Annotated in this window: 19 protein-coding genes; 6 read left to right on the top strand and 13 right to left on the bottom strand. The window is 61.2% G+C overall.

The annotated features are described in order from the left end of the window. Positions 1-52: 52 nt before the first annotated feature. A complete protein-coding gene (locus tag AO356_RS23405) occupies positions 53-1,255 on the top strand; it encodes a hypothetical protein (RefSeq protein WP_060741769.1) in 1,203 nt (400 codons plus the stop codon). Between the two features lie 195 nt (positions 1,256-1,450). Here the strand turns inward: AO356_RS23405 and AO356_RS23410 are convergent, their stop codons facing one another. From AO356_RS23410 to ppk2, 6 genes are all read right to left on the bottom strand, one after another. Further along, complete coding sequence (locus AO356_RS23410; protein WP_060741770.1) at positions 1,451-2,194, bottom strand: SDR family NAD(P)-dependent oxidoreductase; 744 nt, start codon at positions 2,192-2,194, stop codon at positions 1,451-1,453. Positions 2,195-2,380: 186 nt separating this feature from the next. Beyond that, positions 2,381-3,148 (bottom strand): phosphonate ABC transporter, permease protein PhnE, encoded by a 768-nt coding sequence (gene phnE, locus AO356_RS23415; protein ID WP_060741771.1) that lies wholly within the window; start codon positions 3,146-3,148, stop codon positions 2,381-2,383. Further along, positions 3,145-3,972 carry a PhnE/PtxC family ABC transporter permease gene (locus AO356_RS23420; protein WP_060741772.1) on the bottom strand — a complete coding sequence of 276 codons (828 nt, stop codon included), beginning with the start codon at positions 3,970-3,972 and terminating at the stop codon, positions 3,145-3,147. Before AO356_RS23420 ends, phnE begins: the two co-directional genes overlap by 4 nt. Next, entirely contained in the window at positions 3,966-4,766 is an 801-nt protein-coding gene (locus tag AO356_RS23425) for a phosphonate ABC transporter ATP-binding protein (protein WP_060741773.1), read from the bottom strand. Before AO356_RS23425 ends, AO356_RS23420 begins: the two co-directional genes overlap by 7 nt. Further along, entirely contained in the window at positions 4,763-5,614 is an 852-nt protein-coding gene (locus AO356_RS23430; protein WP_060741774.1) for a putative selenate ABC transporter substrate-binding protein, read from the bottom strand. Before AO356_RS23430 ends, AO356_RS23425 begins: the two co-directional genes overlap by 4 nt. 318 nt (positions 5,615-5,932) lie before the next feature. Beyond that, positions 5,933-6,850: a polyphosphate kinase 2 gene (ppk2, locus tag AO356_RS23435; RefSeq protein WP_060743179.1), complete on the bottom strand. Its 918-nt coding sequence runs from the start codon at positions 6,848-6,850 to the stop codon at positions 5,933-5,935. 222 nt (positions 6,851-7,072) lie between these two features. Here ppk2 and AO356_RS23440 point away from each other — a divergent pair, with 222 nt between their 5' ends. The 3 genes from AO356_RS23440 to AO356_RS23450 all read left to right on the top strand — a co-directional run bounded on the left by AO356_RS23440 (position 7,073) and on the right by AO356_RS23450 (position 10,627). Beyond that, a complete protein-coding gene (locus AO356_RS23440; protein WP_060741775.1) occupies positions 7,073-8,008 on the top strand; it encodes a Ppx/GppA family phosphatase in 936 nt (311 codons plus the stop codon). Positions 8,009-8,259: 251 nt separating this feature from the next. Further along, positions 8,260-9,357 carry a carboxynorspermidine decarboxylase gene (locus tag AO356_RS23445; protein ID WP_058545429.1) on the top strand — a complete coding sequence of 366 codons (1,098 nt, stop codon included), beginning with the start codon at positions 8,260-8,262 and terminating at the stop codon, positions 9,355-9,357. A gap of 25 nt (positions 9,358-9,382) precedes the next feature. Next, positions 9,383-10,627: a saccharopine dehydrogenase family protein gene (locus AO356_RS23450; protein WP_060741776.1), complete on the top strand. Its 1,245-nt coding sequence runs from the start codon at positions 9,383-9,385 to the stop codon at positions 10,625-10,627. Positions 10,628-11,011: 384 nt separating this feature from the next. Here AO356_RS23450 and AO356_RS23455 read toward each other — a convergent pair whose 3' ends face one another. The 3 genes from AO356_RS23455 to AO356_RS23465 are packed head-to-tail and all read right to left on the bottom strand — an operon-like array spanning position 11,012 to position 12,682. After that, the gene (locus AO356_RS23455) at positions 11,012-11,767 is read right to left on the bottom strand and encodes an SIR2 family NAD-dependent protein deacylase (protein ID WP_060741777.1); all 756 of its coding nucleotides are present in this window, start codon (positions 11,765-11,767) and stop codon (positions 11,012-11,014) included. A gap of 14 nt (positions 11,768-11,781) precedes the next feature. Then, entirely contained in the window at positions 11,782-12,261 is a 480-nt protein-coding gene (locus tag AO356_RS23460; RefSeq protein WP_060741778.1) for a DUF4760 domain-containing protein, read from the bottom strand. Beyond that, positions 12,254-12,682, bottom strand: coding sequence for a DUF1810 domain-containing protein (locus tag AO356_RS23465; protein ID WP_060741779.1), 429 nt, complete (start codon positions 12,680-12,682; stop codon positions 12,254-12,256). The genes AO356_RS23460 and AO356_RS23465 overlap by 8 nt, the downstream gene beginning before the upstream one ends. Before the next feature lie 245 nt (positions 12,683-12,927). Here AO356_RS23465 and AO356_RS23470 point away from each other — a divergent pair, with 245 nt between their 5' ends. Then, positions 12,928-13,710, top strand: coding sequence for a hypothetical protein (locus AO356_RS23470; RefSeq protein ID WP_060741780.1), 783 nt, complete (start codon positions 12,928-12,930; stop codon positions 13,708-13,710). Next, positions 13,697-14,362, top strand: coding sequence for a LuxR C-terminal-related transcriptional regulator (locus AO356_RS23475; RefSeq protein WP_081015411.1), 666 nt, complete (start codon positions 13,697-13,699; stop codon positions 14,360-14,362). The genes AO356_RS23470 and AO356_RS23475 overlap by 14 nt, the downstream gene beginning before the upstream one ends. A 4-nt stretch (positions 14,363-14,366) precedes the next feature. On the opposite strand, the gene AO356_RS23480 is transcribed toward AO356_RS23475, so the two are convergent. From AO356_RS23480 to AO356_RS23495, 4 genes are all read right to left on the bottom strand, one after another. Next, positions 14,367-16,019: a sensor domain-containing diguanylate cyclase gene (locus tag AO356_RS23480; protein WP_203225761.1), complete on the bottom strand. Its 1,653-nt coding sequence runs from the start codon at positions 16,017-16,019 to the stop codon at positions 14,367-14,369. Positions 16,020-16,167: 148 nt separating this feature from the next. Then, a complete protein-coding gene (locus tag AO356_RS23485) occupies positions 16,168-16,866 on the bottom strand; it encodes an outer membrane protein (RefSeq protein ID WP_060741782.1) in 699 nt (232 codons plus the stop codon). A 56-nt stretch (positions 16,867-16,922) separates the two neighbouring features. Beyond that, positions 16,923-17,444: an SRPBCC family protein gene (locus AO356_RS23490; RefSeq protein WP_219739241.1), complete on the bottom strand. Its 522-nt coding sequence runs from the start codon at positions 17,442-17,444 to the stop codon at positions 16,923-16,925. Positions 17,445-17,451: 7 nt separating this feature from the next. After that, positions 17,452-20,862, bottom strand: a complete 3,411-nt coding sequence (locus AO356_RS23495; RefSeq protein WP_060741783.1) for a beta-ketoacyl synthase N-terminal-like domain-containing protein — start codon at positions 20,860-20,862, stop codon at positions 17,452-17,454. Positions 20,863-20,908 lie beyond the last annotated feature (46 nt).

Below are 20,908 nucleotides of genomic sequence, written 5' to 3' on the forward strand. Positions count from 1 at the left end.
AAACACTTTCCCTATACCTGTAGTCCCATCCTTTCCTTCAGGAGCAGCGGGTATGACTACGCAAAAAGCAGCAAAAGCGGCGGGTGATCTTGACCCAAGCTTTGGTGACGAGGGAAAAGTAGTGTTCACTCTTGCCCAAGGCAGTTTTTTAGGAACATCAAAGTTACTCAGCGACGGAAAAATATTATCGGCTGCCGCCAATGCCGATGACGTCGTTTTGGTGCGACATTTGAGTAATGGCGATATGGATGATTCTTTTGGTGACCATGGAATCACACGTCTCAATATTTTTCCCGGCGTCCAGGTAGGGCAGGTCGGCTTAACCGTCCAACCCAATGATCACGCGTTTATATTTGGCAATGTCGGGGAACAATTTGAAGAGATACTTTATCTTCTCAAAATCTTGCCTGACGGAAAACTGGACACCACCTTTGGCAAGGAAGGGCGCGTGATTATCGATTTGCCGATTGGCGAAGATATTGCTCATCTTCTAGCGATCCAGCCCGACGGAAAAATCGTCCTCGTCGCAAGGGTTGTGAGGGGGTATGAGAACTATGATGAAGTTCTCCTTCGACTTGACAGCAAAGGGGAACTTGACCCGACTTTCGGTGAAACCGGCATGGTGTTTGTCGGGAAGGTTTACTTCTCATCACTGATCATACTCCCGGATGGCCGCCTGCTTTTCGCCGGGGCAAAAAATGGGGCCTTGTTGTTTGCACGCTACCTGAGTGATGGACGACCAGATCGTTCTTTTGGTGAGGAAGGCGTTGTTACGATTGAAGTAAAAAACAGCCAACTCGCGCAAATTTTTGCCGCCGAGCGGCAGCAGGATGGAAAAATCGTGGCCGTGGGTTTTGCGGATATTGAGTCAAAGGGGTTCCATACGCTGACAACGCGAATCAATCCTGACGGAAGTCTGGACGAGACTTTTAATCACGGAGCACCTGCTGTTATTAGTTTTCATGGTTACGAAGCTCAGAATCACGCTGTGGCTATTCAACAGGACAATAAAATTATTGCAGCGGGAGGCTCCTTGGGGACCGCAGCAACCTCCAATTTCACGTTGATGCGGTTCCTCCCCAATGGCGCGCCAGATCCCGAGTTTGGATTGCACGGTCGAGTCATGACGGACCTGGGTGGTTTGGATACGGCAAGGCGTATCTCTTTGCAAACCGACGGCAAGATAGTGGTGTCCGGGTGGGTTTTGGGCTTGCCCAGAACAGGCGTGGGGATAGTGCGTTATCTCAGCCAATGAGACAGCACCTGTGATCACCCGTTGACCCATCGCTCGGCACGAAAGAACGACCTGTGGGAGCGAGCTTGCTCGCGATGACGGCGACCCAGCCGACATTGATGCTAACTGACCTGACCCTATCGCGAGCAAGCTCGCTCCCACAGGGTTACATGCTCAGCCAAACATACTGTCTCTTCTAGTCAGGACTCGCCGCAATCAACGCAAGGTGTAGCCGCTGTCCACCACCCAGTCCTGACCATACACGCCCCGTGCACCCTGGCCCAATTGGAACAGGATGACATCTGCCACGGCTCCAGGTTCGAGGAATTGCCCACCCAGCAATCGTTGCTTGACCGTGCTCGCCACCGAGCCCAGAGCCTCTGCATCGAGGCCCAGGGTGCCCCAGATCGGTGTGGCGGTAGGCCCCGGCGAAACCATGTTGAGGCGAACGCCAAGGGGGGCCAGTTCAACGGCCAGGGTGCGCATCTGCGCGCGCAAGGCCGCTTTCGATGCAATGTACGCGGCCAACCCCGGGAAGCTGACCTGTTCGAGGAACGTGCCGATGAACACCACGGACGCCTCGGCTGCCAGGTGCTCGCGCAGGCTGCTCAGGGTATTGAGGGCGCCCGCGCCATTGACGGCCCATTGCCTGTCGAAAGCGGCCAGGTCCAGGCCGTCGGCCAGTTGCGCGATTCCCGCATTGGGTACCAGGCAATCCACCGGGCCGATGGAGGCGGCCAGTTGTGCCAGCCTGGCCTGGTCGGTCGCCTGTGTCACGTCGCCGGGCAGCCAGGACAGCCTGTCGCCAAACCGCTCGACCAGTTTGCCGAGGCCACCGATCTGTCGCGACATCGCGATCACGTTGGAGCCGTGCTCCAGCAAACGTTGGGTAACGGCCAGGCCAATACCCGAACTGGCACCGGTGACTACGCTAAGACCAGGCTTGAATTCATTACTCATGTGGCTTTCTTCCTAGGTTCGCCAAAAGGGGCAGAAGACCTGATCAGAAAGTGTGCCAATTAATAATGCCTTGCCAGTCAATGGGTTGGTGTTTGTTGGGTTATTTTGACTCGGATGCGTCGTGGTCATAAAGACCTGACTCTTGGTCTTTATGACCAATTCCATATTCGTCGCTGTGCACAGCCATCAAGCCTTTACCCAACGCTGGCGGCTCCAGCCGCTCAAGGTATCGACGGCGAGCACCAATAGCAGCATCGCCAGAATCACCGTGCTGCCCTGGGCCTCCTGGAACAGGCTGAGGCTGACATAGAGCATTTGTCCAAGCCCTCCGGCACCGACAAAGCCGAGCACGCTGGCCATGCGGATGTTGTTTTCCCAGCGATACAGGACGTAGGCCAGCAGTTGCGGCAGCAGGTTGGGCAGTGTCCCGTAGCAGAACGCCAATACAGCGTTGCCGCCTTGCAAACGGATGGCGTCGGCCGGTTCGGAGGGGGTATTTTCCAACGCCTCGGCGAACAGGCGCCCGAGTACGCCGGTGGTGTGCAGGGCGAGCGCCAGGGTGCCGGCATTGGGGCCGAGCCCGGCGGCCAGGACCATCAGTGCGGCCCACACCAGCTCCGGAACCGCGCGCAAGGCGTTGAGCACCAGGCGCGACGCGCTCTGCAAAGGCCAGCCGAAGCGTCCGGCCGCGGGCAAGGCCAACAGCAGGCCGAACACGGCGGCGAGCAGGGTGCCGAGGGCGGACATGGCCAGGGTTTCCAGGGCGCCGTGACCGATTGCTTTCAGATGGCCGGGGCTCAGGTCCGGGCTGAGAAAGCGCTGCGCATAAGCGCCCATCCGCTGCAGATTGCCGTTGTCGCCGAGCTCGCCCAGGTCGATGCCCAGGTAGACGAACGAGGCGATGACTGCCGCGCCGATGCACAGGACCATGACCACGTTGAGCAGGCGATTCATGCCAGCCTCCAGCGCAGCAGGCGGCTGAGTTGATCGGCGAGCAGCACCAGTGCCAGGAACGTCAGCAGCAGGCTGGCGACTTCACCGCCAGCGAACATTCGCAGCGACAGGTCCATCTGCTGACCCAGCCCTCCGGCGCCGACGAAGCCCATCACCACCGAGGCGCGGATCGCGCATTCCCAGCGGTACACCGTGTACGACAACAGTTCCGCCGCGACATTGGGCAGGATCCCATAGCAAAAGGCCGCCAGCCGGCTGCTGCCGGACTGCAAGAGCGCGTGGGCCGGGCGCTGGTCGACCGACTCGTAGATTTCCGCGTAGACCTTGCCCAGCATGCCGCTGTAGGTAATGGCAATCGCCAGTACACCGGCCGTTGGGCCGAGGCCGACGGCGCGCACGAAGAGCAGGGCCCAGACGATTTCCGGGACGCTGCGCAAGAAGATCAACAAGCCGCGTACCGGCCAGCGCAGCAGTTGGCCCCAATAGCCCGGATGGCCGGCGCGGGAGGCTGCCGACAGCGACAGGGCGCGGCTGGCCAGCAGGCTCGCGGGCACCGCCAACAGCAACGCCAAGGCCATGCCAGCCGTGGCGATCGCCAGCGTCTGCAAGGTGGCCTGCCACAGCAGTTCAACGAATTCGTCGCCATGGGCGGGCGGCCAGAACGCCGCTACGAACCGGCCCATTTCGCTCTGGCTGTCGCTCGCCAGCAGCACGCCGAGGTCCAATTCGCTGAACTGGATGCCCGGCCACAGCAACACCAGGGCCAGCAGACTGAGCAGCAGGCGAGGGCGGGTGGCGGGGTCTCGGGTATCGCGCGTCAGCATCGGGGAATCTGCACGCTCAAGGACGCGTGGGGCGTTGTTGGTGAAGACTGCAGCTGTTCGTTGGCGTAGAGCGTGTCGAGCAACGGACGGTCGACCGCCTCGGTTGGCAGGTCGAACAGGATCTGCCCGTCCCGCAGGCCAATGACCCGGGAAAAGTGCGCCAAGGCCAGTTCCACCGCATGCAGGCTGGCGACCAGGGTGACGTTGTGTTCCCGGGCGTGGCGACAAAGCACCGAAAGCGTGTGCTCGGCCAATACCGGGTCCATGGCCGAAACCGGTTCGTCGGCCAGCAACACCTCCGGCGCCTGGTACAACACCCGGGCAATGCCCACGCGTTGCAGTTGTCCGCCGGACAGCTGCTGGCATTGCGCGAACAGTTTGTCGCCCAGGTCCAACTGGGCCAATGCCGCCCTGGCGCCTGGAATATCCAGCGGGTGCAACAGGTTCAACAGGCTTTTACCGATGCCCCACTGGCCGAGCTTTCCGGCCAGGACCGCCGTCACCACACGCTGGCGCGGCGGCAGGGGCGGCGATTGGTGAATCAGGCCGATGCGCGCGCGCAGGCTTTGACGCTGACGGGCGGACAGTTGCCAGGCGCGTTCGCCAAGCAACTGCAGCTCTCCGCTGCCCGGGCGCAGGGCGGTGGCCAGCAGGTTGAGCAGGCTCGACTTGCCGGCGCCGGACGGGCCGATGATGGCGACCTGTTCGCCGGCGCCGATGTGCAAGTCCACGCCACGCAGCGCCTGGACGCCGTTGGCATGGGTAACGCTGACCTGGGTCAGTCGCAGGGTCATTTGAGCAGTTCGGCGGCGCGTGCGGCTTCCTCGATGCCCTTGTAGTTCTCAGGCTTGGTTTCGATGAAGCGGCTGGCGGCTTGCAGGTCGAGGATTTCCTTGTCCTTCGGGTTGGCCGGGTCGAGTGCGAGGAAGGCCGCCTTGATCTTGGCCGCCAACGCGGGGTCGAGGGTTCCGCGCACTGTCCAGTTGTAGTCGAAGTAGGCTGGGGTGGTGGCGAAGACCTTGACCTTGGTCGTGTCGACCTTGCCGGCCGCGACCAGTTTTTCCCAGACGCTGGCGTTCAGTACCCCGGCGTCCACTTTGCCGGCCTGGACCCAGGCGACGGTGGCGTCGTGGGCGCCCGAATAGCCGACGCGGCTGAAGTAGCTCTCTGGCTTGATGCCGTCCTGAAGCATGAAATAGCGCGGCATGAGACTGCCCGATGTCGACGATACCGAACCGAAGGCGAAGGTCTTGCCCTTGAGGTCGGCCAGGGACTTGACGGTGGGGTCGGCGGTGATGAATTTGCTGGTGAACTGGGCGTCCTGTTCGCGCTGGACCAGCGGGATGGCGTTGCCGGTTTTCAGGCGCGCCTGGACGAAGGTGAAGCCCCCCAGCCAAGCCATGTCGATCCGGTCAGTGGCCAATGCCTCGACCACGGCCGGGTAGTCGCTCACGGGGACGAACTCGACCTTCATGCCGGTTTGCTGTTCCAGGTAAGCCCCCAGCGGCTTGAACTTGCGCAGCAATTCGGTGGGAGCCTCATCGGGAATCGCGCTGACTTTCAGGGTGTCGGCGGCCTGCGCCAGCCAGCTGCAAAACGACAGGGCAACACCAGCGGCCAATGCCAGGGAAGGCTTGAGCATGGAAGATCTCCGGTAGAGAAAGGCAAGGAATGTCGAAGTATCACGCCCACATGGATGGCGGTACGCCGTTCTGTGAGGGTAGACGAAGGAGAGGGATGTTAACCGTTTCTGGCGGTGAACTCACCCAATCCCCTGTGGGAGCGAGCTTGCTCGCGATAGCGGAGGATCAGTGACAAGATTCGTGACTGACACGCCGCTATCGCGAGCAAGCTCGCTCCCACACTGGGCTGTGGCGGGCGGGGGAACCGAGGCCTCGATCGTAAGGCCCCGGCGAACACGAGGTCAGAACCGCTTGTGGGGAGGCTTGCCTGGCGGGTCTCAGTAGACCTGGGGCACGATGAGCTCCGGTGGCGTCGGACTGCGGGAGTAGTCTTCCTGGCGTACCCGCTGCGGCAGTTCGATGGTCGGCAGCTCCACCTCTTCATAGGGCATTTGCCCAAGCAGGTGATGGATGCAGTTGAGCCGGGCTTTTTTCTTGTCGTCGGCCTGCACCACCCACCAGGGCGCCTCGGCGATGTGGGTGCGTTCGAGCATGATTTCCTTGGCCTTGGTATAGGCCTCCCAGCGCCGGCGGGACTCCAGGTCCATGGGGCTGAGCTTCCATTGCTTGAGCGGGTCATGGATGCGGCTGAGGAAGCGCAGGTGCTGTTCCTGGTCGGAAATGGAGAACCAGTACTTGATCAACTGGATGCCGGAGCGGGCGAGCATCCGCTCGAATTCCGGCACGGTACGGAAGAACTCTTCGTACTGTTCGTCGGTGCAGAACCCCATGACTTGCTCGACCCCGGCGCGGTTGTACCAACTGCGGTCGAACAGCACGATTTCACCCGCCGCCGGCAGGTGCGAAACGTAGCGCTGGAAGTACCATTGAGTCCGTTCACGGTCGTTGGGGGCGGGCAGGGCGGCGACGCGACATACCCGGGGATTGAGCCGCTGGGTAATGCGCTTGATCACGCCACCCTTGCCGGCGGCGTCACGCCCTTCGAACAGGATCACGACCTTGTGCCCGGTCTTGACCACCCAACTTTGCAGCTTCACCAGTTCGCCCTGAAGGCGGAACAGTTCGCTGAAATACAGGCGTCGGATTTCTTTCTCGCTGCTATCCGGGGCGTGTTCATCGAACAAGGCGTTCAGGTCATGCCCGTCTTCGGAGAGCTCCAGCTCCAGTTCTTCGTCGCTGTGATCGAGCAATTCGCGGTGGATGCGCTGTACCAAGGTGTCCTGGGTTGAAAGCATGATGGAGAACTCGGTCGTGGAGGCGCCATCCACGCTAGTTGCAATTTGTTACATAGTGGTGAACGTCATCTGTGCTTCATGCGCTGCCCTTGGCTAAAACAGTTACTGGGGCTCAAGGGGTGTCATCCAGGTGTCATCGAAGCCATGGCAGGATCTTCGCAAACCATCGTGGAATGCCCGCAGCGCTTGTGCCTGCTGGCTGATGAATCAAGGAACACCGCTATGAAAGGCGACGCCCCCCTGTTCGCGGCCATTGACCTGGGCTCCAACGCCTTTCGCCTGATGATTGGCCAGTCGGTCAAGCGCAATCGACAACGGGTGATCCAGGAAGTGAAAACCCTGCGCGAGCCGGTCCGATTGGCCGAGGGCCTGCAAGCCGGGGCCCTGGACGAGCTGGCGCTGGATCGAGGCTGGCAGGCCCTGGCCCGATTTGGCAAAAAGCTGCGTGGCTTCGAAGCCGGACGGGTACGGGCGGTGGCGACCAGTGCCGTGCGCGAAGCGGCCAATGCCCAATTGTTCCTGGCCAGTGCCGAGCGGCACCTGGGGTTTCGGATCGACGTGCTGTCCGGACATGAAGAAGCCCGGCTGGTGTATGCCGGTGTCGCCCATGCGGTGCCCGGTGTCGAGCGGACGCGACTGGTGGTGGACATCGGCGGTGGCTCGACCGAACTGATTCTGGGGCAGGGCGCTCAGCCGCTGTTGACGGAAAGCATCGCCATCGGCAGCGGCACCTTTGGCGCGCGTTACTTTGCGGGCGGACGCATCACCGCTCAAGCGCTGCTGGAGGCTGAACGCGTGGCCGTCCTGCAGTTTGAAGCGATGGCGGCGCGTTATCGCGCGCAGGGCTGGCAGCAGGTGATCGGCTCTTCCGGTACGGCGCGGATGTTGGCCAAAGTGCTCAAGGCCAATGGTCTCAATGACGTTGGACAAGGCGGCATTACCTACAGCGGGTTGTTGCGCCTGTCGTTGCGGCTGCTGGAAGTCGGCCATGTCGACCGCCTCAGATTGGCCGGCTTGCAAAGCCATCGCCTGGGCATCCTGCCCGGTGGCCTGGCGATCATGCTGGCAGCGTTCAAGGTCTTCGGTGTTACAGACATGATCGTTTGCGAAGCGGGCCTGAGGTTTGGTGTCCTGCATGACCTGATGCATAAACACTGATCACCCATGGCCTGTTGTGCAAGGCCGGTTATCCGCGACGGCTCAAGGTCGAGCGTCAGCGCTCTTTGCTTATCCTCCCTTTGCCAGATTCAGCATTTCGTCGCCTGGGCGACCGGTATGTCCGGTGATCGCAAAGCGTCGATCCGGATCGGGGTGATTGCGCGAACGGGGCTTTTCGCTCTTTCGATCTGCAGTCAGTGAAGGCACAATGCGCATCCTTTTTTGGCTCGCCTTGCCCGGAGGCCTCGAAAATGATCAAAACGCCGTACTACCTCATCGACAAACAAAAGCTGCTGGCGAACATGCAGAAGATCGCCTATGTGCGTGAGCAGTCCGGGGCCAAGGCCTTGCTGGCGCTCAAGTGCTTCGCCACCTGGTCGGTGTTCGACCTGATGCAGCAGTACATGGACGGCACCACGTCGTCGTCGCTGTATGAACTCAAGCTCGGCCGGCAGAAATTCGCGGGCGAGACCCACGCCTACAGCGTGGCCTGGGCCGACGACGAGATCGAGGAGATGCTCGCCAACTGCGACAAGATCATCTTCAACTCCATCGGCCAGTTGCAGCGCTACACCGAGGCGTCGGCCGGCAAGGTCCGCGGCCTGCGGGTCAACCCGCAAGTGAGCAGCTCCGATTACCTGCTGGCCGACCCGGCACGACCGTTCAGCCGCCTGGGCGAATGGGATCCGGTGAAAATCGAACAGGTCATCGAGCATATCTCCGGGTTCATGTTCCACAACAACTGCGAGAACGGCGATTTCGGTTTGTTCGACCAGATGCTGGGCACGATCGAGGAGCGTTTCGGTCATCTATTGCATAAGGTCGAGTGGGTCAGCCTCGGTGGCGGCATCCATTTCACCGGTGAGGGCTACGCCCTGGACGCCTTTTGCGCACGGCTCAAGGCCTTCTCGCAGAAGTATGGCGTGCAGGTCTACCTGGAACCGGGCGAGGCCGCGATCACCCAGAGCGCGTCGCTGGAAGTCACCGTGCTCGACACGCTCTACAACGGCAAGCACCTGGCCGTGGTGGACAGTTCCATCGAGGCACACATGCTCGATCTGCTGATCTATCGCCTGGACGCCAAGCTGGCACCGAGCGAGGGCGAGCACACCTACATGGTGTGCGGCAAATCCTGCCTGGCTGGAGACATCTTTGGCGAGTACCAATTCGATCGTCCGCTGTCCATCGGCGATCGGCTGTCGTTCATCGACGCAGCGGGCTACACCATGGTCAAGAAAAACTGGTTCAACGGCCTGAAAATGCCGTCCATCGTTGTGAAGCAACTCGACGGCAGCGTCGAGGTGGTTCGCGAGTTTGTTTACGACGACTACTTGTCCAGCCTCTCTTGAGCTGGCGGAAGGAGAAATAAAGAAATTGAAGAAGAACGTACTTATCATTGGTGCAGGAGGTGTCGCCAAGGTGGTGGCCCACAAGTGCGCGCAGCACAACGACGAACTCGGTCGTATTGCTATCGCGTCGCGCAACATCTCCAAATGCCAGGCCATCATCGACAGCGTCAAGGCCAAGGGTAGCCTCAAGCAACCCGCCGACATCAAGGCCTTTGCACTGAACGCTCTGGATGTCGAAGCGACCAAGGCGCTGATTCGCGAGACCGAGTCGCAGATCGTCATCAACGTCGGCTCTGCTTTCCTCAATATGTCGGTGCTGCGTGCCTGCATCGATACCGGCGTGGCCTACCTGGACACCGCCATCCACGAAGAGCCGGGCAAGGTCTGCGAGACGCCGCCCTGGTACGGCAACTACGAGTGGAACCATCTCCAGGAGTGCCAGGAGAAGAACATCACCGCCATTCTCGGCGTGGGCTTCGACCCGGGTGTGGTCAATGCCTATGCGGCACTGGCGCAACAACAGCATTTCGACCGCATTGATTCGATCGACATTCTCGACGTCAATGCTGGCTCCCATGGCAAATATTTCGCCACCAATTTCGATCCGGAAATCAATTTCCGTGAGTTCACCGGACAGGTGTGGAGCTGGCAGGACAGCCAGTGGACCAGCAACACCATGTTCGAGGTCAAGCGCACCGACGACCTGCCAGTGGTCGGCTCGCAGAACCTGTACCTGACCGGTCACGACGAAGTGCACTCGCTGTCGAAGAACCTCGATGTGCCCAACGTGCGTTTCTGGATGAGCTTCGGCGAGCACTACATCAATGTGTTCACCGTGCTCAAGAGCCTCGGCCTGCTTTCCGAGCAACCGGTCAAGACCGCCGAAGGCCTGGAAGTCGTGCCGCTGAAAGTGGTCAAGGCCGTGCTGCCTGACCCGAGCTCGCTGGCGCCGGGCTACACCGGCAAGACCTGCATCGGTGACCTGGTCAAAGGCGTCAAGGATGGCCAGCCGCGCGAAATGTTCATCTACAACGTGGCCGACCACGAGGACGCCTACGCCGAAACCGACAGCCAGGGCATTTCCTATACCGCCGGCGTGCCACCCGTGGCCGCGGCCTTGCTGGTGGCCCGTGGCGAGTGGGACGTGCAGCGCATGGTCAACGTCGAAGAGCTGCCTGCCGAGGCGTTCCTCGAGGCGCTGGATGTGATGGGCCTGCCGACGCGCATCAAGGACGAACATGGAGACCGTCCCTGGAACCAGAACGCCTGAAGGACTTCAGGCGGGTTCCCCCGATAGGAACTGCAGAATCGCTCTGGATTCTGCAGGCGATTGAACCAGAAGACTCACCGTCGCGTGAATACCTGGCAATCCGCGGGAAGCCTTGAAGAAATGCTCCGTATCGAAAGGTACGGGGCATTTTTCGTTTAGGGGCCCATCAAATAGGCCCGTGGCGAGGGAGCCTGCTCCCGCTGGCGCGTGAAGCGGCCCTGAAGTCAGACCCTGTGGTATTTCAGGCAGACCGCATTCAGCTTTTTGGGGCTGCTGTGCAGCCCAGCGGCCCCTAACAACGCGACTGCGACAATTCATGATCGGCCTGGGCGACGACCTCCCGGTTCAGTTCAGCGGTGTCGGGCAAGCCTTGCAGGCCACCTCTCAGCCCAACGCCTCAACCAGCCTCGGCAACCAGTATGTCGCATCGCCCACCAGCGTTTTATCGGAAGCGGCCCCCATCGGTTTGATATTGATATGCACCAGCCAGGCGCCATGCTCGGTTGCCAATGTTGGAATCCGTGCCGCCGGGTAGACCTCTCCAGAAGTGCCAATGGAGAGCATGACGTCGCAGTCGCGGGCCGCGCTGAAGGCCTGGTCCAGTTCCTGTTCCGGCATTTTCTCGCCGAACCAGACGACATTGGGGCGGATCCGGCCGTCGCAGTGTGGGCAACGCGGGGGTTCCAGGCGGTCGCAGTCCGGCCCGATGTCCACGGGCAACGCGCCCAGGTAGGGACGGTTGCACTGGAAGCAACGGGCGCTGGCCAGATCACCGTGAAGGTGAATCACCTCCTTGGACCCGGCGCGTTCGAGCAGGTCGTCGACGTTCTGCGTGATGACGGTCACGCGGGGCAAGCTCTGGGTCAGCCTGGCGACTGCTCGGTGCGCGTCATTGGGGGGCGCTTGGTTAACCAGCGTTCGGCGCCAGCTGTACCATGCCCATACCAGCGCAGGGTCTTTGGCGAAGGCGGCGGGGGTGGCCAGTTTCTTTGAGTCGTAACGCGCCCAGAGGCCGGTCGAGGGATCACGGAACGTGGAGATACCGCTTTGTGCGGAAATGCCGGCACCGGTAAAAATGGCAAGGTGCCTGGCCGCTCGCAGGCGTTTCACCGTTTCAGCGAAAATGGCTTCTGGATTCACTGTCACAACCCCCGTCAGACCTTAGAGCACTGCTCGCGCAGCCAGTCGAAGTTGCTCCAGTACTTTCGGTCGCCGCCGGGCTGGGCGCGTTTTGTCTCAATGAAAGGGGCAAGTATCTGGTGGCAGTGCTTGATGCTCGGCGCCCAGTTTTCGATGATGATGTGCTTGTTCTTGATCAAGTCGGCCCGCAATAACGCCGCGACGACGTCGTAGTTCGCACAGGTCAGCGAGGCATGCTGGACATGGGTTGCGTCCCATTGGTCATGATGCAGGGTCGACAGCGTGGCGCGAACCGCTTGCCGGGCATCGCGAGCCTGGCTGGCTTGCAGGAACTCGACAATCGAAATGATGCTCTGGGCCTCGGAAGCCTGTTGAGTCGCCTTCAGTTGTGCCGTCAGGATGACCACCTGGCGAACAACCAGGTACATCGACAGCAGGGCCACCAGGGCCACGGCCACCTGGACCACCAACGTCCATGTTTCGTAATTAGACATTTTTTCTCTCTTGCTCCTTAAGTAGTTCCAGTGTTCTTGAGTCGACATTCACCCCACCCTCCAGCGCCTGGGCATACACGCAATGCGCGCCCGCGGCCGCTGCGAACAGCGTCATGCAGGACGCGAATTTCATGGCGTCGAGTGTCCCCAGGAGTTTCTCTACCGCGACTTCCGAGTCCAGGACGGCGCGGGTTGCGCACTCCAGTCGTGGTCCCAGAAGCGGGTGATGCAAATAGTCGCGTGCTTCTTCCAGGTCGCGCAGGCCGTAGTAGGTGGCGTTCTCGCTGACACCCAGGCCGCGTAGTTGGGGAAAGATGAACCACATCCAGTGGCCTTCCTTGCGGCCGCGCCGTAGCTCGAGCAAAGCGTGGTCATAGGTTGACGCTTGCGCCTGGACAAAGCGCTCCAGTGATTCGGTCATACAAGCCTCTGATACGGTTTCAAGGCTGAAGAATGAAGCACGTCCAGGCTCGATCAAAAAAGATGGCTTTATGATGTCATGGTCTGGCGCGTATCGGTAGTCTCGATCATCACCCCCATCCAGAACGAGGGCAAAGCCTATAGCACACTTGCGCTATAGCGCCGCTCGGCACTCGACCCTAACCTATGAGCGCTATCGGGTTTTCGATCGGTCGCAACGAGCCTATTTGAACAAGGATCTGTTTTTTGAAAAGCACACCTGCCAGAAAGTCCAGCATCTGCCCGGCTTATCGCAAGCGCCTCGCAACGGCATTCGCCGTCTCGGCCCTTGTCGCCAGTGGCTGGGGTTCTTTGATCGCCGGTGCGTCGGCTTCCACGGCCAGTGAGACATCCTCTGCGGCTTGCACCAACGAGGCGGATTTCCAGGCCGGGACGGTGGTGGAGTATGAAAGTCGCGACAACCTGTCGCCAGCCACCAGTCGCGGTAAAACCGAGGCGCTCGGGCGCGAGGCGTTTGCCGGCGCCAATCCGGTGGCTTCGGTGCACACGTCGTTCCTGAACAATGCGCCGTTTTTCCTGACGACGACTTTCGCCGAGATCAAGGACGGTCGGCTGGTTCGTTACGGTGATCGTCATGGTGCCGGGGCATCGTTGGTGACCACCACCTACCAGCCTCCCGCTTCCACACCGATTGATCTGCAGCCTGGGCAGACCGTCACCGTCAGCTACAAAAACAAAGCGGTGAGCGCTGGGGGAGCGGTCGAGTTCGATGTCGTCGAGAAGCTGACGTACAACGGGCGTGAAACGATCAAGACGGCCCTGGGGACGTTTGATACCTGCAAATTCACCAATGAAATCTCCACGGGCCCGGTTTCGGCCGGGCAACCGAAACAGGTTGTCGTTGTCCAGAACTGGTTTCCCGCGGACGGACCTTATCGTGGTCAGTCGATCCGATCCGTCACGCCTCCGTTCAATGGCGTTGCGCAGAGAATCAGTGAAGTCGTCAAGATGCAGTATGGGACGCGATGAGAGACGCGTCTCGGGTCGGAAGATTTGCCGGGTGATCGTGGCAGATGAGCATCCGCTGTTCCGAGAGGGGATGATGGTGTTGCTGGAACGCCTGATACCTGACGCAATGATCGAACAAGCAGGGAGCCTGGAGGAAGTACGGACGCTGGCAACGAACGGACAACCTCTCGATACGCTGATTCTTGAAATACGTCTTCCCGGCCTGGGCTCCATCAGCGAGCTCGCGCAGTTGCGCCAGGCACTCAAGCACACCGTGATGATTGTGGTTTCGACCCTGGATGACAGCGATGTCATTGGCCGTGTCATGGCCACCGGTGTGGACGGGTTTGTCGGCAAGAGCCTTTCTCCCGACCAGGTCGGCCAGGCCATCGCCGATATTCGCCGTGGCGAAGTGCTGGTCAAGTACGAGTCTTCGGGCCCGCTCCCACTGGGTTCCGACGATGATATGAGCAAGCTCACGTCACGGCAGCGAGAGGTCTGGCAATTGATTGCCGAAGGCAAGACCAACAAGGAAATCGCCTCAGCGCTTGAGATCTCTCCCTTCACCGTGCGCATTCATGTCTCTTCGTTGATCCGTGCGCTGAACGTTCCCAACAGGGCGGTGGCCGCTGCTCGTTTTGCCGGGCGCGAGGCGCTTCAGACCTTGCGCTAGCGCCTCAGACCTTTGCTCCGGTATGTCCGGCCTCGGTGAACGAGGTGTCATGGAATTTCGCCTGGGACTTGCCCGCACGCTTGGCCCGGTAGAGCGCTTCATCGGCCTGGGCCAGCGCATCGGTAAACTCGCCGCCGGTCCACAGCGTCCCGCCGATACTGCAGCCGATCGTGATCGACTCCCCGGCCAGCACGACCGGCTCGGCCAGTTTTGCGATGATGCGCTGGGCGGCACCCTGCATGCTGGACAAGGATTCTCCGGTACGCAGGCGCAGCAGCAATACGAATTCATCCCCGCCGTGGCGCACAGCGATGTCGCCATCGCGCACAGCGGCCAGGAGCCGGAGGCCGACCTCCTGGAGCAATGCGTCGCCAACGGCATGGCCGAAGCAATCGTTGATGGGCTTGAACCCGTCCAGATCCAGGCACAGCACGCCGAAGCCAGGCTGTACGTCGACCTCGCTGCGTACCGCCTCGATGTACTTTTCCAAGGCTGCCCGATTCGGCAGGCCGGTGACGACATCGCGGTAGGCGATACCCTCGACCACCGCCAACTGACCCCTTTTTCGGGTGAGGCTATCAACGAGGTGCCGGATCGCGACACTCAGCGTTTCGACTTCGCGCGTGCCCTTGAGCAAGGGAATTCCCACATCGGCGCCTTCGGAAAGGCGCGCGGCAGCCTCGGCGATGACGTTCACCGGCCCGGTGAGAATACCTGCCATGATCCATCCGATGACCGCGAACAGGATGGACAGCAGGCCGCCCCAGATGAGTATTTCATTGCGCATCTCACGTGCAGCCGCAAAGGCGATCTCGGCGGGCTGGCGGGTCACCACGGTCCATCCCAGGCCGGGATAGTCGTCGACGCCGACACTTTGCGCCGCACCTGCCAGATAGAGCTTACCGTCCGGCCAGCGCTCCACCGACCAGCTTTGTCCGCGCCCGTCGAGCGTGACACCGGCGGGCTTGCCGATCATGTCCTTGGGGCCCAGCAAGACGGTGCCGTCCTTGCTGATGACCAGGAACTCCAGGCCAGGCAGGCGCTCCTGCAGGGGGGCAAAAAGCGATCGGCCGACTTCCGCAGCCCATTCCCAGGAAAGATGCGTCGCGAGCACCCCCGTGAGATTTCCGGCGACGTCCTTGATTGGCATGCTGATATCGACGAATTTCATCGCTTCCCCGGAAGGATTCGGCAGCAACTTGGCCAGCAGGACGGCTTCGTGGACATCGCCAATGAACGTCTTTTCCCGCGCATTGGCAAAGACCGGTCGTTGCGAGATGTCGGCGCCTGCGAGCACCCCGTTGGTCGAAGCGACCACTTTGCCGTGGGCGTCGGTGAGGCCGATCCAGGAATAGTTCGGGAATTGCTGGCTAAGGTGGTCGAGCAGGGCGCGTGCTTCGCCGGGGTTCGCCGTGTTGCGCAGGGTTTCCAGCTTGCTCAGGACCGTGAGCGCTTTTGAACGGTTGCTCATGTCGCGATCGAGGCGATCGATCATCGAGTAGGCATATTCGCTCAGTTGCAGCCCGGTTTGCTCCTTGAGCCGCGAAATGGAGGACTCGCCGATAACGGTGCCGAAGATGCAACTGAGCAGCAGCACCACCAGCGCCACGACGATGGCGAAGCGTGCCCGTAAGCTTTGGAAGAGAGGGATGTACATGTCGGACCGCCACGGGGATGGAAATTGGAAAGCCTGTATTCCATGGCGTTCTTGGCATGCATCCTCTCAAAATTTTCCAGTTTGGGGTACTGGCGCGTTCACCGCCGGACGCCCTGCGAATGAGGCAAGGCGCCGCTCCGTCTACCGCTTACAACCAGTATCGCAAACCCAGCATCAGGGACTGGGCGTTGTACTCCGTTTTCACATCGCCCTGGGGCAGGCCCTGGATGTTGCCGAAGTGCGCTTCACCGGTCTTGAAGTAGCGATAATCCAGGGACATGGACCAATGCTCGCTGAGCTCGTAGGCGACACCGGTGCCGAGTTGCCAGGCCGAGACGGTGTCGCGATGGGTGTCGCCGAACTCGACGCCGCCGGCTTCCAGGCCGGTGATGGTCAGCACGGCGTAGCCCAGGCCACCGCCGACGTAAGGGGTGAACCGGCTCAAGGGGGCTGGCAGGTTCGTGACGTCATACCAGAGGTTGGCCATGAGGCTGGTGGCTTGCTCTTCGCCTTTGCCGTCGATGCTGCCGCCACCTTCGTAGACCCGGTGATTGAACTGAGTCAGGGTGTTGCGGCGGTAGCTCAGTTCCACTTCAGGCCTCAGCCCGACCGGGAATCGCCAGCCCAGTGCCAGGCCGGTGGCGAAGCCGGAATGCAACGGTTGGTTGAATTCCATCTCGACGAAGTCAAGGTCGTTCTGGTTAAGGTCCTGCTCAGCGACCCAGTTCACGCCGCCCATGCCACTGACATAGGGGCCGAGTGTGTCGGCGAAACTCGACGCCGGGGCGGTACCACCCAGGCCAATGATGCCCATGACAAGATACCGGGTGTTTTTCTGTAGGTTCATGCTAGATCCGAAATGTTGCTGTTATCGATAAGTAGGCGAAGCGTGTCCGAAGACGTTCATACGAGGTGCAAGGGCGTCGCGGTTTTCCCGTGCACCGATGTGTCGATGGCTCGTTGTTCAGCCAGCCTGCACAGGTTGTCCAGTGCGGTGGTCATCGCCTTGGCCAGCGCTTTGCGCAGCAGCCCGCGGTACAGGAAGCTCAACGGGCCCGAAATCTTTGCGCTATGGATGACATGGGTTTCATCGGCAGAGAGCCTGCGCATCCGATGGTCGAATTCGAGGTCGATCCAGAGCAGCCGGGCGCTGTTGCGATAACTTTCGTGCGGACTCACGGCTTCCAGTTTCAGAGGCATTTCCAAGCCATTCTTGAGGACACATCGGCCACGGGTTCCAGCCTGGAACGGACCGTCGAGTTGACACTGGCGGACGTCGGTATCCCAGAGCGGCGCTTCGGGAAAATTGCTCCAGAGCTTCCAGATTTCAGAAGGGGGCGATTTGACTACGACTTGCACGTTGACATCGTTCACGGCGACACCTTGGTTGTGGGGGGCACGGTCATGCCGGGTGGGCAGATCCATTCCATGCTCAGGCTGCCGGTGCCGATTGACTCAGCACCTGGGCGGTAATGCTGGCTTGACCGATTTTTTCGCCCCGGTTGAACAGGTCGATATAGATGCGGTTGGTCTTGAAGGCCTGGAGCGACGCATCGAAACCGGCTTGCGGCGCCAAGGACAGCGGGCTGTTCCTGGGGATGGGCCGGTCCAGGGTGAAACTCAAGGCCAGCAGGTTCATCGGGGTATTGAGCGGGATCCGCAGGTGACTGTGGGCGATCTGCATGTAGCACTGGCGAGCCACTTCGAGGAAATACACCATCGAATAGTGCTGGGGATCGCCGGCCTGGAAGAAGTGTTCCGGCGGCAGTTTCACGGTGTCCACGCTCAGGCCCTGGGCGATGCCGCTCATGTCACTGACGATGACGTTTTCCGCCCTGGCCTTGTGCAACAGGGCCTTGTCGCGGCAGGGCGTGGCGCTGAATTCGCCAGCCGGCGAGGTCTCGAATGCCGAGCTGTAGGCCATGACGAGGACGCAGGTGCACATCACTTTTCCGGCCTGCATGACCTTCGCGTTGAACACCAGGGGGTCTTCGCCTTGTTCGACGTGCAGGTCGACCGTGTCCTGCTTCTGTACGTAGTGCTGGAACCTGATCCTCAGGGTCTTGATGTAGGCGACCCTTCCGCTCAGAGGCGGCATGGCCAGTTCGAGCAGTTGCAGCACGCCCTCCAGCAGCAAGATGCCCGGGATGTGATCCAGGGGATGATCGAAGAAGTACGGGTGCGCTTCATTCACCACGAGTTGGGCATACAGCGACTGAGGGCTGCGCTGGGCGTTGGTGATCACGCTATGTTCCGCACTGCGCTGCCAGTGCGTCGGGCGCTGGGCGGTATCGCCCCGGTGCAGGGCGAACAGGCTTTCCATGGCGCGCACCCGTACCCGCAGCCCGGAGAGCAGGGTGCTGGTGAGCATGTCGCTGAGCTGCTGCACGTCGACGCCATCGTTCTGCGGCTCGCGGACCAGGCTGACAGGCGTGATGACTTGCTGCAGTTCCTGGGATGACGAATGGGCAAAGCGCAACATGAACGGATGCTTGATGGGCGAGCTGACCTCGGCGGTGGTCGGGTTCCACTGGCGAAGCTGCTCGGTAAACAGCCACATCACCGCCTTGCCGGCTTCGCGCACTTCGATCACGGTATGGGGCGCGCCCCGCAACATCACCGCCAGCAGGGTTTCGATGCCACTGGCTTCAGCGAGGAAACCGGTGATGTCCTGCAGCGATCCGCTGGCAGGCGTCGCAACCGGCTGCAACTCGCAAACTTCAACGTGCAAAGAGTGGCCGGGCGCTTTGCCCAACAACCGGCAAGCCTCTTCCAGCGAGCCCGCCGCATGGGCGAGGACCGCGGCGCGGATCACCAGCAGCGGGTTGTCAGTGGCCTGGGGTTTATAGCGACGCAGCGCGATCAAACCCAATCCTTCACCTTGCTGGGTCGCGTTGCACCGAGCGCGCTCGACCTCGATTTCACCGCTGAAAAAACGCCCGGCGCCGAGCAGGAGCGTGGTGATGCCGTTGTCGAACCATTGCGGCGAGGCCAGCAAGGTTTGCCAGAACAGGCCTGCCGTGCCGACCAGGGTCTGATGGAAACCCTTGAAGTCGAAAATCTGCGCCGGGTAGCCGGATAGCATGTTTGGCAGCATGGTTGCCACGTCGGTCACCTCGACGCCCGGCGCCGCACCTTGTGCCCGGGAATAGAAGTTGTGGGCGCTGCTATAGGCGTTGCTGAAGCGCTCGCCGCCCATGTTGCAGCACATGACCATCGCGGTGCCGGGCGAACCGGCCACGCCCGGCAAGCGCCGCAGCAAGTGATTGACGCGATCGGTGATCAACAGCTTGAACGGATCGACATGGGCCAGCGGCTTGGGGCCCATGCCGAAGCCGTCGATATCGATGACGTGGTCCTGGGCGAGGAATTTTCCCAGCAAAGGCTGACCGGGAGCCGGGGTGTAATCGACGAAGCGCCCATAAGGAAACACGACGGAGGGTGCGGCGGGTTGGTCGAGCTGCTGCTGGAATGCTTGCAACGAGCGGTGGCTGCCCAGCGCGGCTTCAGCCTCGACAATGGCAAGGTCCAGCATCAGCACGCCGGAGGTGGTTGCGGGGTCTGTGGCAGGGTGGTCGCCGGGCAGGTATTCGTCCACCACCAGGTGTGCGTTGGCGCCGCCAAAACCAAAGCTGGAGATGCCAATCCGGAGCGCCGACGGACGCGCTTGCAGAGGCTGCACCTGCTGGGTGGCGAGTCGCAGGCAGGTGTCGTCGACCTTGGTGCTGGGGCGGTAGCCGGGCTGCGGTGGAATGCCTTTGTGGCGCAGTATCATCAAGGCCTTGGCGAGCGACGCGCCGCCGGCAGCGGCCAGGGGATGGCCGATGACCGACTTGATCGAACCGATGGTGATTTTCCGGTCGTCTGGGCGATGGGGGGCGAAGAAGTTGTTCAACGAGGCCAACTCCGTCGCATCCCCCAGCGGTGTGCCGGTGCCGTGGGTCTCGATGTAGTCCACGTCCCTTGGATCGAGGCCGCGATAGGCACGTTGGTAAGCCGAGTACTGGGCCTGTTTGCCGGGGGCGAACACCGAGCCCTCGGCACCGTCGGCGGACATGCCCAAGGCGCGCAAGACACCCAGGGGATGGCGCTGCGCCGTCAGGGCCTGGGCGACGGGTTCGACCAGAAACGCGACCGCGCATTCGCCCGGCACGATGCCGTCGGCGTCCTGGCCGAAAGCTTCCATCCGCGCCCGTGCGGAAAATGCCGTCAACTGCGAGAACCCGAGGAACAGCGCCGGAGGCAGCACGGTGTTGAGGGCCATGACAATCGCGTTGTCCGCCTGGCCACTGTTGACCAGCGCCTGGGCCATGTCCAGGGCGTAAGGGAACGAACTGCAGGCCGTGTCCACCGATAACGCCGGGCCGGCCAAGGCAAAGGCCGCGGCCAGTGCCGCCACTTGTTCACCCGGTGTAAAACCCGGCGGCGCAGCGGTTTTTCCGGACATGCCGGTGACGAAATAACTCTCGTCGCTCCAAGACGTCGCGACTACCAGCGCCGTGCGTTCCCCGCCCAGTGGCGAGCCTTGTGCGGTGAGTTGGGTCAACAGCGTCTGAAGCACCTTCTTGCCGATGGCGACCTGCCGTCCTTCGTGCCGTGACGGGATCGAGGCGTCGTCGGTCAGGCAAAAAGCGCTGTCCAGATACGTGCGATCCTTCTCACCGGCCTTGGTTGAATAGATCGACGCCTTGTCCACTTCCCAGCGTGTCGGCATCGATTCCATCGGTGCGACCTGCCCTTTGGCGAGCAACTGCCAGAGCGCCTCCGTTGACGGTGCCCCCGGAAACTCGCCCGCCATCGCGCTGAAGCAAAAATCGCCCGCTGTCGTTACTGCGCCACTCATACCCTGTCTCCTGATCGCCAAAATGCTGGGTGACCTGTTCGGTCAC

It is taken from the genome of Pseudomonas fluorescens, assembly GCF_001307275.1.
Taxonomy (GTDB): domain Bacteria; phylum Pseudomonadota; class Gammaproteobacteria; order Pseudomonadales; family Pseudomonadaceae; genus Aquipseudomonas; species Aquipseudomonas fluorescens_AA.